The 20580-nt window shown below is 51.6% G+C and carries 24 protein-coding genes; 17 read left to right on the forward strand and 7 right to left on the reverse strand.

The genetic code is table 11. From position 1 onward, the window contains the following. Nucleotides 1–15 precede the first annotated feature (15 nt). The 8 genes from QKW35_RS19860 to QKW35_RS19895 all read left to right on the forward strand — a co-directional run bounded on the left by QKW35_RS19860 (nt 16) and on the right by QKW35_RS19895 (nt 6190). A complete protein-coding gene (locus QKW35_RS19860) occupies nt 16–990 on the forward strand; it encodes a YVTN family beta-propeller repeat protein (protein ID WP_282355935.1) in 975 nt (324 codons plus the stop codon). Nucleotides 991–999: 9 nt separating this feature from the next. Further along, nucleotides 1000–1734 carry an ABC transporter ATP-binding protein gene (locus tag QKW35_RS19865; RefSeq protein WP_282355937.1) on the forward strand — a complete coding sequence of 245 codons (735 nt, stop codon included), beginning with the start codon at nt 1000–1002 and terminating at the stop codon, nt 1732–1734. Beyond that, nucleotides 1731–2576, forward strand: coding sequence for an ABC transporter permease (locus QKW35_RS19870; protein WP_282355938.1), 846 nt, complete (start codon nt 1731–1733; stop codon nt 2574–2576). The genes QKW35_RS19865 and QKW35_RS19870 overlap by 4 nt, the downstream gene beginning before the upstream one ends. Nucleotides 2577–2762: 186 nt before the next feature. Beyond that, nucleotides 2763–3482, forward strand: a complete 720-nt coding sequence (locus QKW35_RS19875; protein WP_282355939.1) for a flagellar brake protein — start codon at nt 2763–2765, stop codon at nt 3480–3482. 21 nt (nt 3483–3503) lie between these two features. After that, entirely contained in the window at nt 3504–4142 is a 639-nt protein-coding gene (locus tag QKW35_RS19880; RefSeq protein ID WP_282355940.1) for a ceramidase domain-containing protein, read from the forward strand. Nucleotides 4143–4471: 329 nt separating this feature from the next. Continuing rightward, on the forward strand, nt 4472–4762 hold the full coding sequence (locus QKW35_RS19885; RefSeq protein WP_282355941.1) for a cupin domain-containing protein: 291 nt from the start codon (nt 4472–4474) through the stop codon (nt 4760–4762). 500 nt (nt 4763–5262) lie between these two features. Continuing rightward, nucleotides 5263–5769 (forward strand): hypothetical protein, encoded by a 507-nt coding sequence (locus tag QKW35_RS19890; RefSeq protein ID WP_282355942.1) that lies wholly within the window; start codon nt 5263–5265, stop codon nt 5767–5769. 100 nt (nt 5770–5869) lie between these two features. After that, on the forward strand, nt 5870–6190 hold the full coding sequence (locus tag QKW35_RS19895; protein ID WP_282355943.1) for a heavy metal-binding domain-containing protein: 321 nt from the start codon (nt 5870–5872) through the stop codon (nt 6188–6190). A gap of 84 nt (nt 6191–6274) precedes the next feature. On the opposite strand, the gene QKW35_RS19900 is transcribed toward QKW35_RS19895, so the two are convergent. Further along, nucleotides 6275–7159, reverse strand: coding sequence for a LysR family transcriptional regulator (locus QKW35_RS19900; protein WP_282355944.1), 885 nt, complete (start codon nt 7157–7159; stop codon nt 6275–6277). 106 nt (nt 7160–7265) lie between these two features. On the opposite strand from QKW35_RS19900, the gene QKW35_RS19905 reads away from it, so the two are divergent. The 3 genes from QKW35_RS19905 (at nt 7266) to QKW35_RS19915 (ending at nt 9451) form a co-directional block, all read left to right on the forward strand. Then, the gene (locus QKW35_RS19905) at nt 7266–7691 is read left to right on the forward strand and encodes a PACE efflux transporter (RefSeq protein ID WP_282355946.1); all 426 of its coding nucleotides are present in this window, start codon (nt 7266–7268) and stop codon (nt 7689–7691) included. A gap of 223 nt (nt 7692–7914) precedes the next feature. Beyond that, nucleotides 7915–8511 carry a rhodanese-like domain-containing protein gene (locus tag QKW35_RS19910; RefSeq protein ID WP_282355947.1) on the forward strand — a complete coding sequence of 199 codons (597 nt, stop codon included), beginning with the start codon at nt 7915–7917 and terminating at the stop codon, nt 8509–8511. A gap of 271 nt (nt 8512–8782) precedes the next feature. Then, nucleotides 8783–9451 carry a response regulator gene (locus QKW35_RS19915; RefSeq protein ID WP_282355948.1) on the forward strand — a complete coding sequence of 223 codons (669 nt, stop codon included), beginning with the start codon at nt 8783–8785 and terminating at the stop codon, nt 9449–9451. Nucleotides 9452–9631: 180 nt separating this feature from the next. Here QKW35_RS19915 and QKW35_RS19920 read toward each other — a convergent pair whose 3' ends face one another. The 4 genes from QKW35_RS19920 to QKW35_RS19935 form a co-directional block, all read right to left on the reverse strand. Beyond that, nucleotides 9632–10285, reverse strand: a complete 654-nt coding sequence (locus QKW35_RS19920) for a phytanoyl-CoA dioxygenase family protein (RefSeq protein WP_282355949.1) — start codon at nt 10283–10285, stop codon at nt 9632–9634. A 29-nt stretch (nt 10286–10314) separates the two neighbouring features. Then, nucleotides 10315–10704, reverse strand: coding sequence for a GFA family protein (locus QKW35_RS19925; protein ID WP_282355950.1), 390 nt, complete (start codon nt 10702–10704; stop codon nt 10315–10317). 483 nt (nt 10705–11187) lie between these two features. Next, nucleotides 11188–11565, reverse strand: coding sequence for a hypothetical protein (locus tag QKW35_RS19930; protein ID WP_282355952.1), 378 nt, complete (start codon nt 11563–11565; stop codon nt 11188–11190). A gap of 124 nt (nt 11566–11689) precedes the next feature. Then, on the reverse strand, nt 11690–12226 hold the full coding sequence (locus QKW35_RS19935; RefSeq protein ID WP_282355954.1) for a DUF1353 domain-containing protein: 537 nt from the start codon (nt 12224–12226) through the stop codon (nt 11690–11692). A 281-nt stretch (nt 12227–12507) separates the two neighbouring features. Here QKW35_RS19935 and nfsB point away from each other — a divergent pair, with 281 nt between their 5' ends. Next, complete coding sequence (gene nfsB / locus QKW35_RS19940; RefSeq protein WP_282355955.1) at nt 12508–13161, forward strand: oxygen-insensitive NAD(P)H nitroreductase; 654 nt, start codon at nt 12508–12510, stop codon at nt 13159–13161. Nucleotides 13162–13211: 50 nt separating this feature from the next. Here nfsB and QKW35_RS19945 read toward each other — a convergent pair whose 3' ends face one another. Next, complete coding sequence (locus QKW35_RS19945; RefSeq protein ID WP_282355956.1) at nt 13212–14135, reverse strand: LysR family transcriptional regulator ArgP; 924 nt, start codon at nt 14133–14135, stop codon at nt 13212–13214. Between the two features lie 106 nt (nt 14136–14241). Between QKW35_RS19945 and QKW35_RS19950 the strand changes: the two genes are divergently transcribed. From QKW35_RS19950 to QKW35_RS19970, 5 genes are all read left to right on the forward strand, one after another. Beyond that, entirely contained in the window at nt 14242–14865 is a 624-nt protein-coding gene (locus tag QKW35_RS19950) for a LysE/ArgO family amino acid transporter (RefSeq protein WP_282355957.1), read from the forward strand. A gap of 873 nt (nt 14866–15738) precedes the next feature. After that, entirely contained in the window at nt 15739–16755 is a 1017-nt protein-coding gene (locus QKW35_RS19955; protein WP_282355958.1) for an amino acid ABC transporter substrate-binding protein, read from the forward strand. A 148-nt stretch (nt 16756–16903) separates the two neighbouring features. Beyond that, nucleotides 16904–18103 carry an amino acid ABC transporter permease gene (locus QKW35_RS19960; RefSeq protein WP_282355960.1) on the forward strand — a complete coding sequence of 400 codons (1200 nt, stop codon included), beginning with the start codon at nt 16904–16906 and terminating at the stop codon, nt 18101–18103. 10 nt (nt 18104–18113) lie between these two features. After that, nucleotides 18114–19214, forward strand: a complete 1101-nt coding sequence (locus QKW35_RS19965) for an amino acid ABC transporter permease (protein ID WP_282355962.1) — start codon at nt 18114–18116, stop codon at nt 19212–19214. Nucleotides 19215–19264: 50 nt separating this feature from the next. Then, nucleotides 19265–19993 carry an amino acid ABC transporter ATP-binding protein gene (locus QKW35_RS19970; protein ID WP_425608014.1) on the forward strand — a complete coding sequence of 243 codons (729 nt, stop codon included), beginning with the start codon at nt 19265–19267 and terminating at the stop codon, nt 19991–19993. Between the two features lie 474 nt (nt 19994–20467). Here QKW35_RS19970 and QKW35_RS19975 read toward each other — a convergent pair. Next, a partial coding sequence (locus QKW35_RS19975; protein ID WP_282355965.1) for a sarcosine oxidase subunit gamma family protein occupies nt 20468–20580 on the reverse strand: 113 nt, incomplete at its 5' end.

Consider the following 20580-nt stretch of genomic DNA (forward strand, 5'->3'; position numbering starts at 1 on the left):
AATCGGAGAAAAACTATGCGATTCCCTAATTTTATCCGTACTGCTCTACCCGCAGCCCTGATGGCAATCAGTGCCAGCTCCTATGGCGCCGTCGCGTACGTATCCAACGAAAAAGACGACACCCTGTCGGTGATCGATCTCAACACGATGGAAGTAACCGACACCATTGAGGTGGGTCAGCGTCCACGTGGTATTACACTGTCCAGGGACATGACCAAGCTCTACATCTGTGCATCCGACTCCGACACCGTGCAGATCATGGACCTGGCGACACACCGTATCATCACCGAACTGCCATCGGGTGAGGACCCGGAGCAGTTCGCCCTGCATCCCAACGACCGACACCTCTACATCGCCAACGAGGACGACGCGCTGGTCACCGTGGTGGATACCGAAACCCAGGACGTCCTAGCCCAAATAGATGTGGGCGTAGAACCGGAAGGTATGGCGGTAAGCCACAACGGCAAATGGGCAGTGAATACCAGTGAAACCACCAACATGGTGCATTGGATCGACACCAGCACCTATGAGTTGGTGGATAACACGCTGATCGATCAACGCCCACGCCACGTGGAATTCAACAAGGATGACTCCCTGCTGTGGGCCTCCTCCGAGATCGGCGGCACAGTATCGGTGATCGATGTGCAAAGCCGCCAGGTCATCAAGAAGTTGACCTTTGAACTCCCGGGTATCCACCCGGACAAGGTGCAACCGGTGGGCGTCAAACTGACCAACGATGGGAAATACGCCTTTGTTGCACTGGGCCCTGCAAACCATGTAGCTGTTGTCGACGCCAAAACCTACGACGTGAAGGACTACCTACTGGTAGGCCGCCGTGTATGGCATATGGCGTTCAACGAAAATGAGAGCCAGCTGTATACCACCAACGGTGTCAGCGGTGATATCTCCGTGGTGGATGTGGATAAGCTGAAGGTAACCAAATCCATCAAAGTGGGCCGTTATCCATGGGGTGTTGTGGTTAAGCCATAACAGTTGCCGATGAGTATTCAGGTCAGCTCCGTCAGCTTCAATTACGGTCCGCGCAAAGCGCTGGATAACCTCAGCTTTGTGCTGCAGCCCGGTGGCTTTAACGCCCTGCTGGGCCCGAACGGCGCCGGTAAAAGCACGCTGTTTGCCCTGCTCACCCGCCTCTATGCGGTGCAGCAGGGTGAGATCAACATCTGCGGCCACAGCATCCGGCAACACCCCACTGATGTGATGCAAAAGCTGGGGGTGGTATTCCAGCAAAGCACGCTGGATCTGGACCTCACTGTGGGCCAGAACCTTAAATACCACGCGTCGTTACACGGCCTCAGTGGTCGCGCGGCGCAACAGCGGATCGAATCCGAACTGCAGCGCATGGAGATGGGTGAGCGTATCCACGACAAGGTGCGCAGCCTGAACGGCGGTCACCGCCGCCGCGTGGAGATCGCCCGCGCCCTGATGCACAACCCCAGTGTGCTGCTGCTGGATGAACCCACCGTGGGCCTGGATCCGCACACACGCCTGAAACTCAACCAGCATGTGCGTAAGCTCTGCGAACAGCACTGCTTGACCGTGCTCTGGGCCACCCACCTGATCGAAGAGGTACAGCCGGACGATAAGGTCCTGCTGCTACACAAGGGCGAACTGAAAGCCCAGGGCCAAGGTTCGGCGATCTGTGCCGCACATGGACATGAGTCGCTCATTGACCTGTTCCACCACCTCACGGCCGGCAAAGAGGTATGCGCATGAACAACCCGGCAAAGGTCACCCCGTTGGTACCGTTGAATCGCTCCGCCTACCTGAACTGCTTCACCGGCATCCTCACCCGTGAGTTTCTGCGTTTTGTCAGTCAGCGCTCGCGCTTTCTCAGCTCGCTGGTCCGCCCCCTGCTCTGGCTGATCGTGTTTGCTGCGGGTTTCCGTGCCGCACTGGGTATCTCGATCATCCCACCCTATGAGACCTATATCACCTACGAGGTGTATATCGCCCCCGGTCTGTGCTGCATGATCCTGCTGTTTAACGGCATGCAAAGCAGCCTTTCGATGGTCTACGATCGGGAGATGGGCAGCATGCGGGTACTGCTGATGAGCCCGCTGCCCCGCGGCTACCTGCTGTTGTGCAAGATGGTGTCCACTGCACTGATCTCGCTGGCACAGGTCTACACCTTCCTCGCCATTGCCCTGTTTGTGGAGGTTGATCCGCCGCTGCTGGGTTATTTGGCGGTTTTGCCCGCGCTGGTGCTGGTCGCCCTCATGCTAAGCGCACTGGGACTGTTTATGTCCTCCTGGATCAAGCAACTGGAGAACTTCGCAGGGGTGATGAACTTCGTGATCTTCCCGATGTTTTTCCTGTCTTCCGCGCTCTACCCATTATGGAAAATGCGCGAAGCCAGTGAGTGGTTGTACTGGGTCTGCTCGGTTAACCCCTTCACCCACGCCACCGAACTGGTACGTCATGCACTGTATCTGAAGATGAGTTGGGAGGCATTTGCGGTGGTTGCGGGCACCACGCTGGTATTCTCGGTGCTGGCGATTAAGGGGTTTAATCCACAACGGGGTGTGCGGGGCACGGGTGGCAAGGGACCAAACTAGTTCCTTGCCTCAAACTTCCATTTGTAAACACGCCTTTATTTCACATCCCTTAAATCTCAGCCCTTGCATAAGCTATTTAAGAAAATTTCAAACAGGCTCCCAGTTTTATACTAAGCTTCCCCATGTTGTCTCTTCTAAGTTGTACGTCATCCCACTTACCTTTTCAGCTTGGGGCGGAGATACACCATGACAGACACTTCGGATACTGCAGTTCATCAACTGCCACACCTCAGGACAGGCACCCGGGTCCAGCTCAGCTCCCCCGACGGTAAGTTTCAACTGTTCACCCCTTTTGTTGGCTTTGAGGGTGATAAAGCGGTAATTCTTCATCTACCCTCCCGCAACGAAGTGGAGAGAATCAATAACAATGAACGTGCAGCCGTGGTCTGGTATGAAAATCTTTTGCAAAACAAACCCGGTGTAGTTGTCCGTTTTATCGAAGGCGGTGTGGTATATGCTTTCAAGTGTTCGGTGCTTGATGTTGTAACGGGTAAAGTCCAACTGCTGGTCCTCGAATATCCCAAGGATATTTGCACCCGCTGCGTGCGGAAAGAACCGCGCTATGACTGTACGCTGCGGGTTAATTTGTTATCGGATATTCAGCAGGAAGGGCTGTTAAAAGATCTGAGTTACAACGGCTGTCAGATTCGCCTGCAGAATATGGAACATTTGGAGACGCTCAAAGAACTCAAGTCTCGGGAAGAAAAGGTGGGCCTGGAGATGCTACTCCCCTTCAGTGACGACTTCGAAAAGATGACCGGTAAAGTGATCTCGGTTATCAGCTACGAACATGAAATGCGGGTTGGGATCGTCTTTGAGGGCAGAACCGATCCGGTGAAGGGTTATCTGGACCAGCTACAACTGCAAGATAGACTGTCGATGATTGCTGGTGAAAAAGAAACTTAGCAAGAATCTACCCGCTATCCCATGATTGATCTCTATTGCGAACGGCTAGACCCAACGTTCTGGGCAGAGCCCGTTAATGCACTGACCAACCTGTCTTTCCTGATCGCTGCATTTTTCATTTGGAGGCTGGCATCACGTTCCGGCAGCCCCGCTCTCACGCATTGGGTACTGATTTTATTAGCCGCTGCAATCGGCCTAGGAAGCTTTATTTTTCACACATTGGCGAGCAACTGGGCGCGCTGGGTAGATATCATCCCAATTCTTATTTTCCAACTGGTGTTCCTATGGCTCTATTTTGTAGAGATCATCGGTGTACGGCGGAGCATTGCATTGCTAGGCGTGGTCGCCTTTCTAGCCCTCGCCCTGCACAGCAGGCAATATGCCTATCTATTAAACGGATCACCTGTTTATGCCCCAACCATTATCACCTTGTTGATGCTGGGAATCTGGCATCATATTCACTATTCACATAGACGTTCAGCGCTGCTACTTGCTGCCGCCATCTTTTGCCTTTCCCTCACCTTCCGTACCATTGATAACGCGGTCTGTACCTCTTTCCCGCTGGGCACCCATTTCCTTTGGCATCTGTTGAATGGACTGGTGGTCTTTATTAGTGCTGTAGTTATCGTCTCAGCCCCAAGATCTGAGCATCCTGGCTAACAAGGGCCGCATCGACCAGCTCTGGTACGGTATTCAATCACCCGACCGTGCCACCGTGCCGATCACGCGTTGTACAAATGGGCAGATGGTAAAGCTGATCACTTTGAGCATATTGGGTCCTCGTTTTTGGGGGGGTGTCGGTAAGACGAAGGACCGCTGATAAAGGCGCATCTTTTTCGGAGATTTATAGTTTTGGCTGTAAACCGCCTGCACGCTACCAACGCGCAAGCAGCGGTTAACCTAAACATTTAGAGAACGAAATCTATTTGTTTAGACGTTACTGATATAACCATTTTCCAAATCAGACTAACTAAAAGAAGGAACGAATCATGTCTGCAGATCCAGCTTTGGCGACGCCTAACGTACAGATCGACAACGAGCGTGTGATTGTGACCGAGTGGACATTTGAACCCGGCACAGAGACTGGGTGGCACCGTCACGGTTATGACTATGTGATTATTCCGGGCCGGGACGGCAAGCTATTGCTGAAGTCAGAGGAAGGGGAAGTGGTTGCGGATCTAAAGGCGGGGCAGTCCTATTACCGCTCAGTGGGTGTGGAGCACAATGTGGTAAATGTGAATGACTTTGAGTTTTCATTTGTAGAGGTGGAGTTGAAGTAATTGGTGTTTTTCCTAACACCTCAGCCCCCTTTCGCCTTGTAGGCGAGGTAAGGGAAGGATGTTGATCCCTCCCTTACCAATCCCACCGCAACCCTACTGCTTGCCCGGCGAAGCCGGGTACCCTGCGCGTTCCAGAAATCCATCGGAGCGATTTATCTCGGCTCTACGAGCCTCGTGCTGAAATCGCTGTCTATCGATGGATTTCAGGAATGCTCGGCTGCGCAGAAGGGACTTCACCAGTGCCACATTTTAACTTCGGAAGAATGATATAGACTAAGATTTCGCTTTACTGAGTAAAGTTGAAAGGATCAATCCAGAGTTAAGTGGACATACTTTAGATAATCAAGCCATCTATCACTCCCCCCTTAATCTTAATTGCAAAAACGCCATCTACGAATTTTCCTTTTAAACTTGACTATTATAAGTACGTAGCAATAACAGCTTGGTTAAGGGAAAGAGAAGCATTCTCTGAAGCTAACTATTTCGATACAGGGAACGTCATGAAATTAAATGAAGTTACTGCGCTTGCACTCAGAATACTGGGGATATACCTCGCTATTCGTGCGTTGAGAACTTTCACAATGTATACCGTAAGGTACGACCAAGTAACTGAAAGCAACTTTGGTGATACAGCAAATCTCGTCTACGCAGAAGGAGTGATCTTTTTCCTGTGCGCAGCTCTACTTTTAAAGTTTCCGGCTTCAATCGCTAACAAGATTGTCCCGCGATCTTCTACAAATTCACCAATCATCAACACAAGTGGTCAAAGTCTGGAGATTTCGGCTTTCGTTATCATTGGGGTTTTTACATTATCCTGGAGCGTCCCAGACCTAATTGATAATGCGATATACATGTATGAACTAAAACAGTTTGTCCACGGGGATAACAGGGCATGGACAGACGCTGTTGGCAGACAATTCGTCACCCTAATTGAGATTGCTATTGGACTCTACTTGGCTTTAGGAAGTCGGGGTTTACATAAAGTTATCAATAAACTGAGGCAGTAATCCTTTGCATAGAAGCGAGCCGAACCCGAACAGTGGTCCTCATTTATACCAATGAAGTTAAATCTATACTCTCTTTATTTCCCAACAAGGAGAAACCAACATGCTCAAAACAACAACCTCTGTCGTAGAAGGTCGACCGGTTCAGGATTACCTAGGCGTTGTCGTCGGGGAAGCAATCCTGGGTGCAAATATCTTTAAAGATCTGTTCGGCGCGATCCGTGATGTGGTCGGTGGTCGTTCCGGTGCCTATGAGCAGGAGATGGGTAAGGCACGGGATATCGCGTTTGAAGAGATGGAGGCAAAAGCGCGTGCAATGGGTGCCGATGGGATTATCGGGATCGATATCGATTACGAAGTTGTGGGCCAGAACGGCAGTATGATGATGGTGAGCGTGAGCGGTACGGCAGTAAAGTTTAAGTAAAGCCGACAAAGCGACACCAAGCACAGGCATCGTAGCTCTGTATAAGTACACCATAGCTACCGCCTGTGTTCCCATTAGACTATCTCAGACAAGAAACTCCAGTTCTGCCAGCTCCTTGTAGAGCCACTGCCCCGCCGTACCCTCTTTGTATTTGGGGCTGATAATCAGATCCACAGGCATATGCACCACGTCCCCCCGCCCCTCAAACCGCAGCAGAGTCATGCTGCCGTCATCCAGCCACGGTCGGGCCATATGCTCCGGTACCCAAGCCCAGCCGAGACCCCGTTTGACCAGGTCCATCAAGAAGTATTGGCTCTCCACTTTCCATGCCCTGCTGCTGAGCTGCTCACTGGCAACGATCTGTCCGGAGCGGGAGGTCAGGCGCAGTTGCCGGTGATTGCCCAGCTCCGCAAAACTTGGCAACATCTGACCACTGAGTGGATGATTTGTACCCGCAACCGCCACAATCGCCATCTGACGTAAGGGCTTGATGTAGTATCCTTCACCCGCCTCCATCACGCTGATCAGTACACCTATATCCACGCGGCCTTCCTGCACCAGGCGGATGATGTCCCGCCTTGCCGGGTTGAGCAGTTCCAGCTCAAGCTGCGGAAACGCCTGCTCAAAGCGCACCAGCATCTCCTCCAGCACATCGCCGATCAATGACTCTTCCACTGCCAAGGTCAATCGTCCTTCCTCCCCGGCGGCCATCGAGTCCGCACGCCCCTCAAACAACTGAGCCTGTTCCAGCAAAGCCTTTGCCTGAGGCAACAGCGCTTTTCCCTCTTCAGTCAGAGTCGGTTCACGACGGCTGCGATCGAACAGCTCCAGTCCCAGATCCAGTTCCAGATTGGAGATCGCCGTACTGACGGCAGATTGCGCTTTTCCCATCTCCCGGGCGGCCGCAGAGAAAGAGCCCCGCTCTACACTCAAGCTAAACGCACGCAGCTGTTCCAGATTAAATCGCATCGGCCTTCAACCTATACATAAAACAGATAGATTCTAACTTTTAACTATAGAAATAACTGAGAGAATACACAGACATATTTTGCAATACCAGATAACGGAGTGAACCATGCGTACCACTAAAGACAGAATCCGCCACACCCTGCTGTTTGAAGGCATAGCGATTGTGCTTTCTACAGTGATTGCCGCGGTGATTCTGGACAACACGGTCGCAGAGATCGGTGCCTTGGCGATTGCCCTGAGTCTGGTTGCGATGGGCTGGAATTATACTTACAACCTTTGGTTCGATCGCTGGCAGCACCACACACCGCCCAATAAGCGCTCGGTCAAAATGCGTGTAGTGCATGCGGTGGGATTTGAAGGCGGCCTTTTGACCGTCAGCCTGCCGCTCGTAGCCTGGTGGCTGGATATGACTCTATGGCACGCCTTTCTGACCGACGTAGGGTTTGCCCTGTTCTTTGTGGGGTACGCGTTTATCTTTAACTGGGTTTACGATCAGGTCTTTCCGATCGAAACAGTTGCCTGCGAAGCCTGAGGTATCATTACGACAAGAACCCGCCGACGATGCGGGTTCTTTTTTGCTCACCGTTTCACTTTTTCAGGTCCCCTCTGTTTTCCCTTCCGGCATAGTCGATCAGTCTATGTTTAAATTTCGTCTTCCCTAAAAATACTACTTTAGTACTTATTTTTTTCCTCCAAGGTAGGATTCATGCCGGCACTTTAGCAGAGTGTAATAGTCAGGTATGGAGGTGAAAGAGATGAAAAACCTGACCCTAGCGCTCTATTTCTTCTGCTCGGCACTGGCCGTTGCAGGCGATCAGCCCAACCAGGAGGCCCCCCAGCAAAACTGGTTGGAAGCGTTCAAGGACCAGGAAGAGCTTTTCTCATTTGAGGGTTACCGGATCATCCGTTATCGCAGCCCTACGCCACAAGGTGTAGACGGTGCAGAAACGATTGGCACTCAAAGGCTGTATCAGATGCTGCAGGGCACGCAGCCACCAGCACTTCTGAACGTTCAACCGGTACGCTGGCTCCAGGGCCACTTTCTGCAAAATGAGGCCATTATGCAGATACCGGGAAGCCGCTGGATTCCTAATGTCGGGATGGGTGAACTCGATAAAGGATGGGAAGATTATTTTCGCCACCATCTGAACATGGTCGCAAATAATCAGCAAAATGCTGCGCTGGTATTATACTGTCGGGCAGATTGCTGGATGTCCTGGAACGCCGTAAAGCGCGCAGCTGAATGGGGTTACACCAATCTCTACTGGTACCGGGACGGTGTCGACGGCTGGCGTGAAGCCGGGTTGGAACTGCAAGAAGGCACACCTGAGCCCTATCCTGTGCGCAGGTGAGCTATAAAATAGATAAGGTAGTCTGAACACAGACACACCGGCGAGTTCAGGGATCGAGATCGCACATAATAACTAAGGAACCTGCTAATAAGTCCGAGACTTTCTCTGCGGTCGATAAAACAGCTTTATGTGCGAAAGGCAGTACAGTGGAATGACTGGTCCTTTCCAAGCTGCCTGACAAAGCAGAAAGCTGTTTTAGCGCCCGCCCTTCGGGGCATTAAGAGTCGTTTCGGACTTATTCGCAGGTTCCAAAAATGGCTGGAGATGTGTTGTGTACAAAATTCTGATAGCGGACGATCACCCGCTGTTCCGCGAAGCGATTACCAATGTAATCGAAAAGAGCTTTCCCGGTTGCGAGACCATTGAAACAGAAGATCTGGACAGTGCATTGGCGATTGCGCAAGAGTCCGATGACCTTGACCTGATCCTGCTGGATCTCAACATGCCGGGTATGAACGGTCTGAATGGCCTCATCACCCTACGTAACGAGTCTCCAACCATCCCTGTGGTGATAGTCTCTGCCGAAGAAGACAAACAGGTGGTATTGCAGGCGATTACTTACGGCGCGGTGGGCTTTATCACCAAGTCATCCCCACGCGAGCAGATGACCGAAGCACTGAACCAGATTCTGGCCGGTAACGTGTACCTGCCCTCCGATATTATCCGTTCCAGCCAACCGGAAAACCGCCGCTCCAGCCGCAAAGATGAGAACCAGATTCCGCCGGAACTACTCTCCTCCCTCACCCGCCGCCAGCTGCTGGTGCTGGAACGCATGTCCAAGGGTGAGTCCAACAAACAGATCGCCTATAACCTGAATATCGCTGAAACCACGGTAAAGGCCCACGTTTCTGCGATCCTGCGCAAGCTCAACGTACATAACCGCATTCAGGCGGTGTTGTCAGCCGGCAATATCGATTTTGGTGAGTATCTGAAGCGTTAAGCAAACCAGAGACTCAACGCAAAAAGCCCCGATTGTCGGGGCTTTTGTCGTTGATACAGACATGATGACCTGAGATGCGATTGGGAACTATGACGCCGTTCTGTAGCAGCCCTCTCCGAGGGCGACATAACGGGATTACATTGTAGGTTGGCCTTTGCAAAGCAAAGCCCAACACCTAACTCAAGCCCACTCCAGTCCAGCAGGCAATTTATAACCGCAATATTCAATCTGCAGAACACGGCGGGAAACACCGCCACTGCCTTCACAGGTTTTGTGCAGCACATGCGGACGGATCGCTAAAACATCACCCGCTTCGGTAAAGCAATCGATACTTTCATGGCTCTCAGCGTACGCTTCGATCTCCTCTTCAGACATCAGACCTGAATTGTGACTACGTGGAATGATACGCAGATAACCGCTCTCTTCGTTGGCTGCATCCAACTGCAGACGCAGGGTGACCATGTTGTCCAGCACCTCAATCGGTGGCTGTACGTAGTGAACACCGTTCTGCTCGTGCCAAGGGCCCCAGTCTGCAACATCCACTTTGTGGTTTAGCACAACGTGGCGTTCCTGGTGCCACGCCTTCGCTGGCGTACTCTCGAAGAGTTTGACCTGCACAATTGAAACAATCCCCGTGAGATAACTCTCTGCAATACGCACCAGATTGGGGTCGCTCACCAGTTCCTGCACGATAGGAAAAACTTTATCCGCACTTTTTTCACCGGCCTTCTGCTCCAGCGGGGTCTCCGCCAACGCATCACGCAACCGGGTTACCTGCGCCATCGGCAACACACCTGATAAATGTTCGTATCCCTGATAATCAAATGCCGACATAACTTACCTTCCTTACTAATATCCAATAACTATTCAAACTCCAGGCACAGCGGCAGCTTTGTGTCGATGGCATACCAAGAAGCCTTCTGAGAAACCCAAATGTGGTTCTTTTCAACTGTCCGTGGATCATTATCCAAAGAGCCCAGGCGCAGAATGATGTGTTCTGTACCTTCGCGCTTTGCATAGATCTGGGTTCCGCAGCAACTGCAAAAATACCGGTGTTTTCCCGGCGACGATTCAAAGGATCGCAATAACGATTCACCGTGCAGTGTAAAGTCGTTATCGCTTACCGCGGCAACACTGGAAAATGCCGCGCCGTGTGCCTTACGGCAAGTTCGACAATGACAATGCACGATTTCTCCCACATCGCCAAAAATTTCATAGGTAACCTGGCCACACAGGCAACTGCCTTTAATCATCTCTTGACCTATTCAGTATAAACGTGGGATTAGGATGGCGCTGCGACAATACCAATTGAGGTAACCGTTACTTCGCGACGAGGGAGATGCAGCATAACCATGATACTAATGAAGTATCCATGTCAGCCTTCGTGAAACCGATGTGCGGCTCCTCGCACAATCACACATCCCGGTCTTGTTCAGTAATCACAACAACGTATAAACCAGATCAGTCGACACTGTCCAGGCTGCAACAACAAACCGAGTATACGCTGTTCCTACGGCACTCTTTTTAAAAAACAGCGGTTTAAAATCAGATATGCGATCCGACTGATACCAACAGGAAGGCAGTTTTTGAAACCCACAATCCAGAACAGTCCTTGATAAAGAGTTGATTAGACGAGAGACAGATCCCCCACCTGCTTCTTAAGCAGCCCGTCAAAAAGCCTCGGCGGGGATCTGTACACAGGCATCAAGCAATATGCCGCCGTACCAGGGGATGGCTCAGTCGAACACCCGTGGACAACCACCGTAGGCGTTAAAGGATTCATCCCAGCGGCGCACATCATTGGCACGGCGCCAGCGTGAGTGAAAGAACTCCATCAAACAGTTGCCGCTGTCCAGCTGGATCAACAAGGTGTCGAACTCGTTTACCTGATTATACGGTGGGTATTCCACACTTTTGCCCCAGGTAATTCCACCCTTACGATCGGCATAGGCTTGCCAGAATGCTTCAATACCCAGCCAACGGCTTTTCTCCTTATCCCACGCCTGTAACTCGCGGTTGTTACCTTCGCGTACCTGACCATCTCGGAAATCTTCCGGTGCACTCCAGGCCAGCTGTGTACTTAACAGTAATGCGGTTACCAGAATCACACGCATCGCTCAGCTCCTAATTTATCGTTGGGGTTAGCTTCGATTGAGGCGCAGTTTAAACAACGGATTTGAAATGAAACTGAAAATTTCGATTCCTTTCCCAACCGATGCATCTACGATGCTAAGCACGCTAACCACCAACAGACGCAACCCCTTCGTGAGCGTTTGGAACAATATCTTCAGCAGCCCGTATACGGTTTGCATCCCATGCCATACCACCGAAAGCGGAGAGGGCAAGCCACGCCATCCAGTTGATCACTTTCATGCCGTTTACCTGCTCACCCACAGTGTAGAAAACCTGATCCCAGTAATCCTGACCCATTGCCTGATCCTGCTTACAGATCCTGCCATCCTTCTCAATCACCCAGACATAGTCATATCGGTAACCAAAATCGTGAATCAAACCGGGAATCAGCAGCAACCCGGTAGGCGAGAGAAAAAACCACAACAGACGGGGTATAGACGCGCCATCAAATACAAAACCCTTGGGAATCAGCACACGGCGGCCATCCGGCAGGTTGTATTCCCAGTCATCCACCAACTGCCATTCGCGTACTTTGGTAAGCCAGGCCCAGATCCGTTTATAAAAAGGTTTGCCCTTGGTAGGGATAGGAAGCGGCACGAGCTTTGGCATCTCGGCCCGTGTCACGGCAGATGTGTCCTTCATCTTTCAGCATCCTTTTGAGGGTTTTGTCACCCGGATATGGGTCATCTCACCCATAACTGCATCCGTACATTTTCTATACAAACCTACCAGAAATAATGCTGAAAGGAACATGTCCTTCGTTCTCAGACCTCTTGCGCCTCCTTTTCATTATCAAATAATTTTTGAAACTGATTCAGCCATTCCCTTCTTTTCCCTTGTCTCAACAACCAGTAAGCTCTCACCCTATTCGGCATGCCCTACTCGGGCAGCCATAGTTTTTAAGTTAAATCAGGAAGGTAGCAATGGATATCACTCACTTTGCCAAGCACCGCCACTCCACCAAGGCATTTGATCCATCCCTGAAGATCAGCGAAGAAACCTTCGCCCAGATCCGCACACTGCTGCGGTTCAGTCCTTCATCCGTTAACTCTCAGCCATGGCATTATGTGGTAGCCAACACCGATGAAGGCAAACAGCGTGTAGCCAGTGCCACAGCCAAAGACTACGTGTACAACGAACCCAAGATCCTGAATGCATCCCACGTCATTGTGCTGTGCGCGCGCACAGCATTGGATGAGGCTCACTTGGGCAATGTACTGGAACAGGAAGACGCCGATGGCCGTTTTGCCAACGCGGATGCCAAGCAGACTCAGCACACAGTGCGTAGCTTCTACTACGACCTGCACCGCTTCGACCTGAAAGACAGCCAGCACTGGATTGAAAAGCAGGTTTACCTGGCGCTGGGAACGTTGTTGCTGGGTGCCTCGACGCTAGAAGTGGATTGCTGCCCGATTGAAGGGTTTGATCCGAAACTGCTGGATGCCGAGCTGGGTCTGCGTGAACAGGGAATGACCGCAGTTGCAATCGTGGCGATGGGTTATCGTAGCGAGCAGGATTTCAACGCAAGCCTGCCAAAATCCCGCCTCACCGAAGAGAAGATCTTTACCGATATCTGATCATCGGCAGCACCACACACCTGCAACGGCCTGTCCGTTGCAGGTAAACGTCAGCCCGGATGGGTCAGCTCGGGGTGATCCGCAAAGCAATCAAGCTTTTCCTCCGCCGCGCTGATCAGCTGTTCGGTCAACTCCTTGGCCAGATCTGACTTCAGATTCCACACATGCCAGTACAGCGGAATCGCCAGGTAACGCCCCGGTGTCATATCCATCACTCGGCCAGCTTCAATCATCGGCAAGCTTTGCTGATCCGGCACCATGCCACAGGCATAACCCCGCACAATCAGATCAAAGAAGGTTTCTGATGAAGGAATACGGTGACGCGGATAATCCCCTGCGGCGACACTGAAAAACTTGTCCAGATATCGATTCTGCAGCTCATCCTTGTTGTTAAACTCTGCCACCGGCGCGCGGGTAAAGCCTTCTGCGTTCACCCCATCCGGGAAATAACGCATGAGATAATCGGGGCTCGCCAGACATCGGTAAGGCATCACGCCCAGTGGGATACAACTGCAGCCCTGCATCGCTTCGGGACTCGCACTGATACACCCCAGCACTTCACCGGTCCGCAGCAAATGATGCGTCTGGTCCTGGTCGTCGACCTTCAGATCCAGTAGTAACTTACGCGCATCCAGCAGTGGCGTGAGTGCATCCAGAAACCAGGTTTCAAGACTGTCGGCATTCACACCGATCGCCACCTTGGTGAAACCGCTCTCCTGCTCCAGCGACAATTCGTCCATCAACTCATTCTGTAACATACTGACCTGACGGAAGTACTTCAGCGCTTGCTGCCCTGCACGTGTGGCCTGAATCGGGTTGGAGCGCACCACCAGTGTCTGTCCCAGACGTTCTTCAAGCTGTCGCAGGCGCTGGGATACCGCAGACTGCGTAATGTGCAGTTTGCGGGCGGCCTTTTCGAAGCTCTGTTCCTCAATGATCGCAGCCAGGGCCGCCATCTGTCGCAAATCGAGCAATTATTAATCTCTCTTATCAAATATAAAAAACATTAGATTTACTTACCTTACTCCTGAAGCAACAATAGCGCCATAGAAATAATGAAACACGAAATCAGGAACACGCATGAGCTTTCTACTTAGCGCTCAATTGGTAGCCCTGTTTAAAGGGGTCGGCACAGGTGCCGGATTGATTATAGCCATCGGTGCACAGAACGCCTTTGTACTGACCCAAGGGCTGCGCCGCCAGTACCACTGGCCGATTGCCGGTATCTGCAGCCTGTTTGATGCACTCTGTATCACCCTCGGCGCGGCGGGCATGGGCGTATTAGTTTCCCAGTCTCCCGCACTGCTGGAAATCACCAAGTGGGGTGGAGCTCTGTTTCTCTGTTGGTACGGTTTGAATGCGTTTCGTTCGGCCTTTGAGGAGAATAGCCTGAAAGGCGAAAACCGCGGCGTCAGCAGCCTCAAGCAGGCGGTCATCACTACGCTGGCGATTACGGCACTAAACCCTCATGTATATCTGGATACAGTGGTGCTGTTGGGCAGTATCGGTAGCCAGCAGGCGGAAGGTCTTCAGATCTGGTTTACCGTTGGCGCAGTCTGTGCGTCCTTTATCTGGTTCTTTTCACTGAGCTTCGGCGCGCGCTGGCTGGCACCGTTATTCGCCAAACCAATTGCATGGCGCTTACTGGATCTGACCATAGCGCTGGTCATGTGGTCGATCGCGCTGAGTCTGCTACTCAATTAAGCTGAATCACCTGTTTCTAATTCCGTGATCGGCTGGATATACATATTTACTGATATTCAGCCTGATCCTCTATAAAAGCTAACCCAAAGCCCGAAACCACCTTAATACGCCCTCATTTCAAACAAACCACACAAAAACAAAACACTGAATCAATTTGTTACTTAATATGAACGTTTTTGTTAATAACTCTATTTTATTCCTCTCTATCCCACTCAAACATGATCGAAACATCCTATAGAGTTGATCAACGCCCTGGATCATATTTTGACCAACCATACTCCAGCCACTTCCATCGCCATGGACGTTTTCACTGCACTTTACGTGTATTGCGCCCCTTTTACACAGCAACTTCCGCACTGTTAGCAGCAAAATCCAGAGACTCCCATCAGACAAGCATGGCCCCAGCGTTGTGCAATCGCACCTACAAAAAATCATCAGATCGGTAAAAAATCCAATTATATAAATATGTTACAAAGCACTCTTTTAGTGCTGCAACTGCACAACAAATGTGCCGAAAAATAATATTATGCGCTTTTGCGATTAACATATTTTCAAATAAGAAATTATCCACTAGTCTAATTTAGGTCATCACGATGACAGCGGCTATTCAGCCCTCGGTAATTCACTAAACGGCTTATGTTTGGCGATTTACAAAAAAATAAAAATAGAGAGTCAAAAGGAATCTGAGAATAAGCCCGAAACGAACTTTGCGGTAGACACTTCAACCTGCTGCGCAATGAGGGAGGTACGCTGAAACACCTTTGGTTTTTCAGCTTCCTGACACAACATGCAGTGGGGTGAACCTTCGCTACAAGGTTTCCGACTTATTCACGGCTTCCTACACAATCAATTAGGAATTCGAGGTCGTACTAAATGATTAAACACGTAGCATTTGCCTCTGTTGCAGCTTCCCTGCTCTTCGCTACTTCCTCCTACGCAGCAAACACCCTTGATACCGTAAAAGAACGCAACACCCTGCTTTGTGGTGTAACCAGCGGTGTACCGGGCTTCTCCGTGCCGGACGACAAGGGTAACTGGAAAGGTCTGGACGTTGACGTGTGCCGTGCAGTTGCGGCGGCGGTGCTGGGCGACAACACCAAAGTTAAGTACATTCCTCTAACGGCAAAGGAACGCTTTACCGCACTGGCCTCTGGTGAGATCGATATGCTGTCGCGTGTAACCACGTGGACACTGAGCCGTGACAGCCAACTGGGCATCAACTTTGCGGGCGTAAACTATTACGACGGTCAGGGCTTCATGGTTAAGAAAGACCTGGGCCTTAAGAGCGTGAAAGAACTGGATGGCGCAACCATCTGTGTACAGTCCGGTACCACTACCGAATTGAATATGGCGGATTACTTCCGTTCCCATGGTCTGGAACACACCCCGGTGGTATTTGATACCAACGAGCAGGCAGCAGCCAGCTTCGACAGCGGTCGCTGTGATGCCTTCACCACCGACCTCTCCCAGGCTTACGGCCTGCGTACCCGTATGAAAGATCCAAGTTCCGTTGTAGCCCTGCCGGAGGTTATCTCCAAAGAGCCACTGGGTCCTGTTGTACGTCAGGGTGACGACCAATGGTTCAATATCGTGAAATGGTCCCTGAACGCAATGCTGAATGCAGAAGAGCTGGGCATAAGCTCTGCCAATGTGGATCAAATGAAGTCCTCTGAAAACCCGAACGTTCAGCGCCTGCTGGGTGGTTCCGAAGGCCTTGCGAAAGGCCTGGGCGTCAGCGAAGACTGGGGTTACCAGATCGTGAAACAGGTGGGCAACTACGGTGAAGCGTTCGATCGCAACGTGGGTAAAGACTCTCCTCTGAACATCGATCGTGGCATCAACAGACTGTGGAATCAGGGTGGTCTGCAGTACGCTCCGCCAATCCGCTAATCGCCGCCAGTCCTGACTGAGTGGACAGCCTCTCACATGAGGCTGCCGGGGTAGGCGCTCACTGACCCGCACTGCACTGCGATCAGTGGCGCGCCCCTCGGTTCATAGTGTGATGTACCCCTTACCCAGGGGGCTGCGGAGAAAACATATGTCGTTAGATAACTCCCAACACAATTCTGATAGACCGCCAGAAACCAACGTTAAGTTCTGGCACGACCCGGCCAAACGCGCGGTACTGTTTCAGGTCCTGCTGGTCGGCGCTATCATCCTCTTCGCTACCTACATAGCGATCAATACCCTCAATAACCTCGAACAACGCGGCATCACCACCGGTTTCAGTTTTCTGAATGAAACCGCCGGTTTTGGCATCCCGTTGTCACTGATTGAATACAGTGAAGCGTCCACTTACGGCCGCACCTTCATCGTTGGCCTGCTGAATACAGTCCTTGTTGCGGTACTGGGTATCATCGGTGCCACCATTCTTGGATTTATCCTTGGTATTGCCCGACTGTCCGATAACTGGATCATCTCCCGCCTGGCAGCGATTTACATCGAAACCTTCCGTAACATCCCGTTGCTGCTGCAGATGTTCTTCTGGTACTTCGCAGTGCTGCGTACCCTGCCCTCACCACGGCAGAGTATTGAATTCTTTGGCAGTTACCTGAACATCAGGGGCCTGTCGATGCCAGCGCCGGTCGCAGAAAGCGGCTTCTCCTTTGTGGTAATCATGTTCATCGCTGGTATCGTAGCAACCTGGCTACTGACCCGTTGGGCACACAAGCGCCAGGACGTAACCGGTCAGCAGTTCCCGATCTTCTGGAGCGGTGTGGGTCTGATCATTGGTCTGCCGCTGCTGGCGTTTATTGTCGCCGGCACACCGATCTCGCTGGATCACCCGGAACTGAAAGGTTTTAACTTCCGTGGCGGGATGACCATCATTCCTGAGCTGGTAGCTCTGTGGCTGGCACTGACCATCTACACCGCAGCCTTTATCGCTGAAACAGTACGTGCAGGTATCCTGGCGGTACCTCACGGTCAGTTGGAAGCGGCGTCCGCGCTGGGATTACCGAAGGTGCGTACACTGCGCCTGATCATCATCCCGCAGGCGATGCGCGTCATTATTCCTCCACTGACCAGCCAGTACCTTAACCTCACCAAAAACTCTTCCCTGGCCACCGCGATCGGTTACCCCGATCTGGTGTCGGTATTCGCCGGTACGACCCTCAACCAGACGGGTCAGGCAATAGAGGTGATCATGATGACGATGGCGGTATACCTGTCGCTCAGTATTCTGACCTCGATATTCATGAATTGGTACAACAAGCGCATGGCGCTGATAGAACGCTAGGAGGCCGGCTGTGAAATATGATCCTCAACCAACACTGCCCGCGCCACCCGGAACCCTCGGCGTAGTGGGTTGGATGCGTAAGCATCTGTTTAATGGGCCGTTTAACAGTATCGCCACCGTGGTACTGGCCTATTTCATCATTATCTTTATGTGGCCAGTCATCGATTGGGCAATATTGAGTGCCGATTGGATCGGTACCACACGTAACGACTGTACCAGCGACGGAGCTTGCTGGGTTTTTATCAGCCAACGCCTCAACCAGTTCCTGTACGGATTCTATCCCGAGGCAGAAACCTGGCGACTGGACCTGGCCTTCATCATGATGGCTGCACTGATCGCCTGGCTGATCATTCCGAAAACACCGTTTAAAGGCTGGGTAGCAGCATTCACGCTGCTCATCTTCCCGTTCATCGCCTTTGTGCTGCTGAGCGGGGGCTACTTTGGCCTGGAAAGCGTTGATACACACAAGTGGGGCGGTCTTAGCCTGACGCTGGTGCTTGCTGTTGTGGGTATAGTGGCAGCCCTGCCGTTCGGCATATTACTGGCGCTGGGACGGCGTTCGCATATGCCGATCGTACGCTCCCTATCTGTGGTCTATATCGAGATTTGGCGTGGTGTGCCTCTGATCACCGTGTTGTTCATGGCGTCGGTGATGTTACCGCTCTTCTTCCCGGAAGATATGAACTTCGACAAGCTGCTACGTGCCCTGATCGGCATCACCATGTTCCAGTCGGCTTACATGGCCGAAGTGGTGCGCGGCGGTTTGCAGGCGATCTCGAAAGGTCAGTATGAGGCAGCGGACTCGCTGGGCCTCGGCTACTGGCAGAAGATGAATATGATCATCCTGCCACAGGCACTGAAACTGATGATTCCGGGTATTGTGAATACCTTCATCGCCCTGTTTAAAGACACCAGTCTGGTGCTGATTATCGGCCTGTTCGATCTGTTGGCAATCATGCAGGCCTCGGCCAACGACCCGAACTGGATCGGTTTCTCAACCGAGGGGTATGTCTTTGTGGCGCTGGTGTTCTGGGTGTTCTGTTTCGGCATGTCCCGCTACAGCATCCACCTGGAGAAACGTTTGCATACCGGTCACGGTAACCGTGCCTGATTCTGGAGAGTATTAGAATGAGTGAAGCACAAAAAAACCAGGACCAGCTGATGGTCGAAATCCGTGACCTGAACAAATGGTACGGCGAGTTTCACGTCCTGAAAAACATCAACCTGCAGGTAAAACGCGGCGAACGCATCGTCATCTGTGGACCATCCGGCTCCGGCAAGTCCACCATGATCCGCTGCATCAACCGCCTGGAAGAACACCAGCAGGGTGAGATCATCGTCAACGGCACACCGCTGGTTGAAGACGTGAAGAAGATCGAAGCGATCCGCAAGGACGTAGGCATGGTGTTCCAGCACTTCAACCTGTTCCCGCACCTGACAGTGTTGGAAAACTGTGTGCTGGCCCCGATCTGGGTGAAGAAGATTCCACGCAAGCAGGCGGAAGCCACTGCGATGAAATACCTGGAACGTGTAAAGATCCCGGACCAGGCCCTGAAATACCCCGGTCAGCTATCCGGGGGCCAGCAGCAGCGCGTGGCAATCGCCCGCTCGCTCTGTATGAACCCGGACGTGATGCTGTTCGACGAGCCAACCTCTGCACTCGATCCCGAGATGATTAAAGAGGTGTTGGACGTAATGATAGAGCTGGCGCATGAAGGGATGACCATGCTCTGCGTAACCCACGAAATGGGGTTTGCGAAGACCGTGGCGGACCGCGTGATCTTTATGGACGGCGGCCAGATTGTGGAGGAGAACGAACCCAACGCCTTCTTCAACAATCCGGAACACGAACGTACCCAGCTGTTTCTGAGTCAGATCCTCAACCACTAATGCAACTGATCAATGACATACAATGGGCCTTCGGGCCCACTCTGACTGCCGACAAAACTCTGGCATTTTTGTCTGAGCTCAGTTTTATTCATTCCATGCTGAAAGAACCCCGGCGGAGCCGGGGATTTACCTTGGATTAATTAACTAAGGTATAGCCATTAATTGCCGCAATTGGTTACTTCATATAAAAAAGCGTATCGCTGTACTTATCGCTTCACGTGATGCTATCCAGGACACTTGACCACGTATATTGGAAGGCCGATTACAACATTAGTTGATTTTGAACAAAAAAAAGACAGTAGCCCGAAGACTACTGTCAAAGCCGTGAACAAGAATCGCTCTCACTTTAATTTTACTACCACCCCTCGCCCTACATTAGGTTTCATAATTCACCCTCATGCGACAGAGAGCTTTTCAACGAAGACATCAAACAGGATAGTGGAGAGCGATCAGGTAGCGGAATGTAGCTTATAATCAGCGATCAATTACCAAACCAAACTCGCGGCTGGCATCCTGAATCCACAGCCAGATGTAGTCGGCAAAGCTGCGACGTACAACCAGTTCGAATTCAGTGTCGCCTTTACGAC

It is taken from the genome of Pontibacterium granulatum (genome assembly GCF_029961155.1).
Lineage (GTDB): Bacteria > Pseudomonadota > Gammaproteobacteria > Pseudomonadales > Balneatricaceae > Pontibacterium > Pontibacterium granulatum.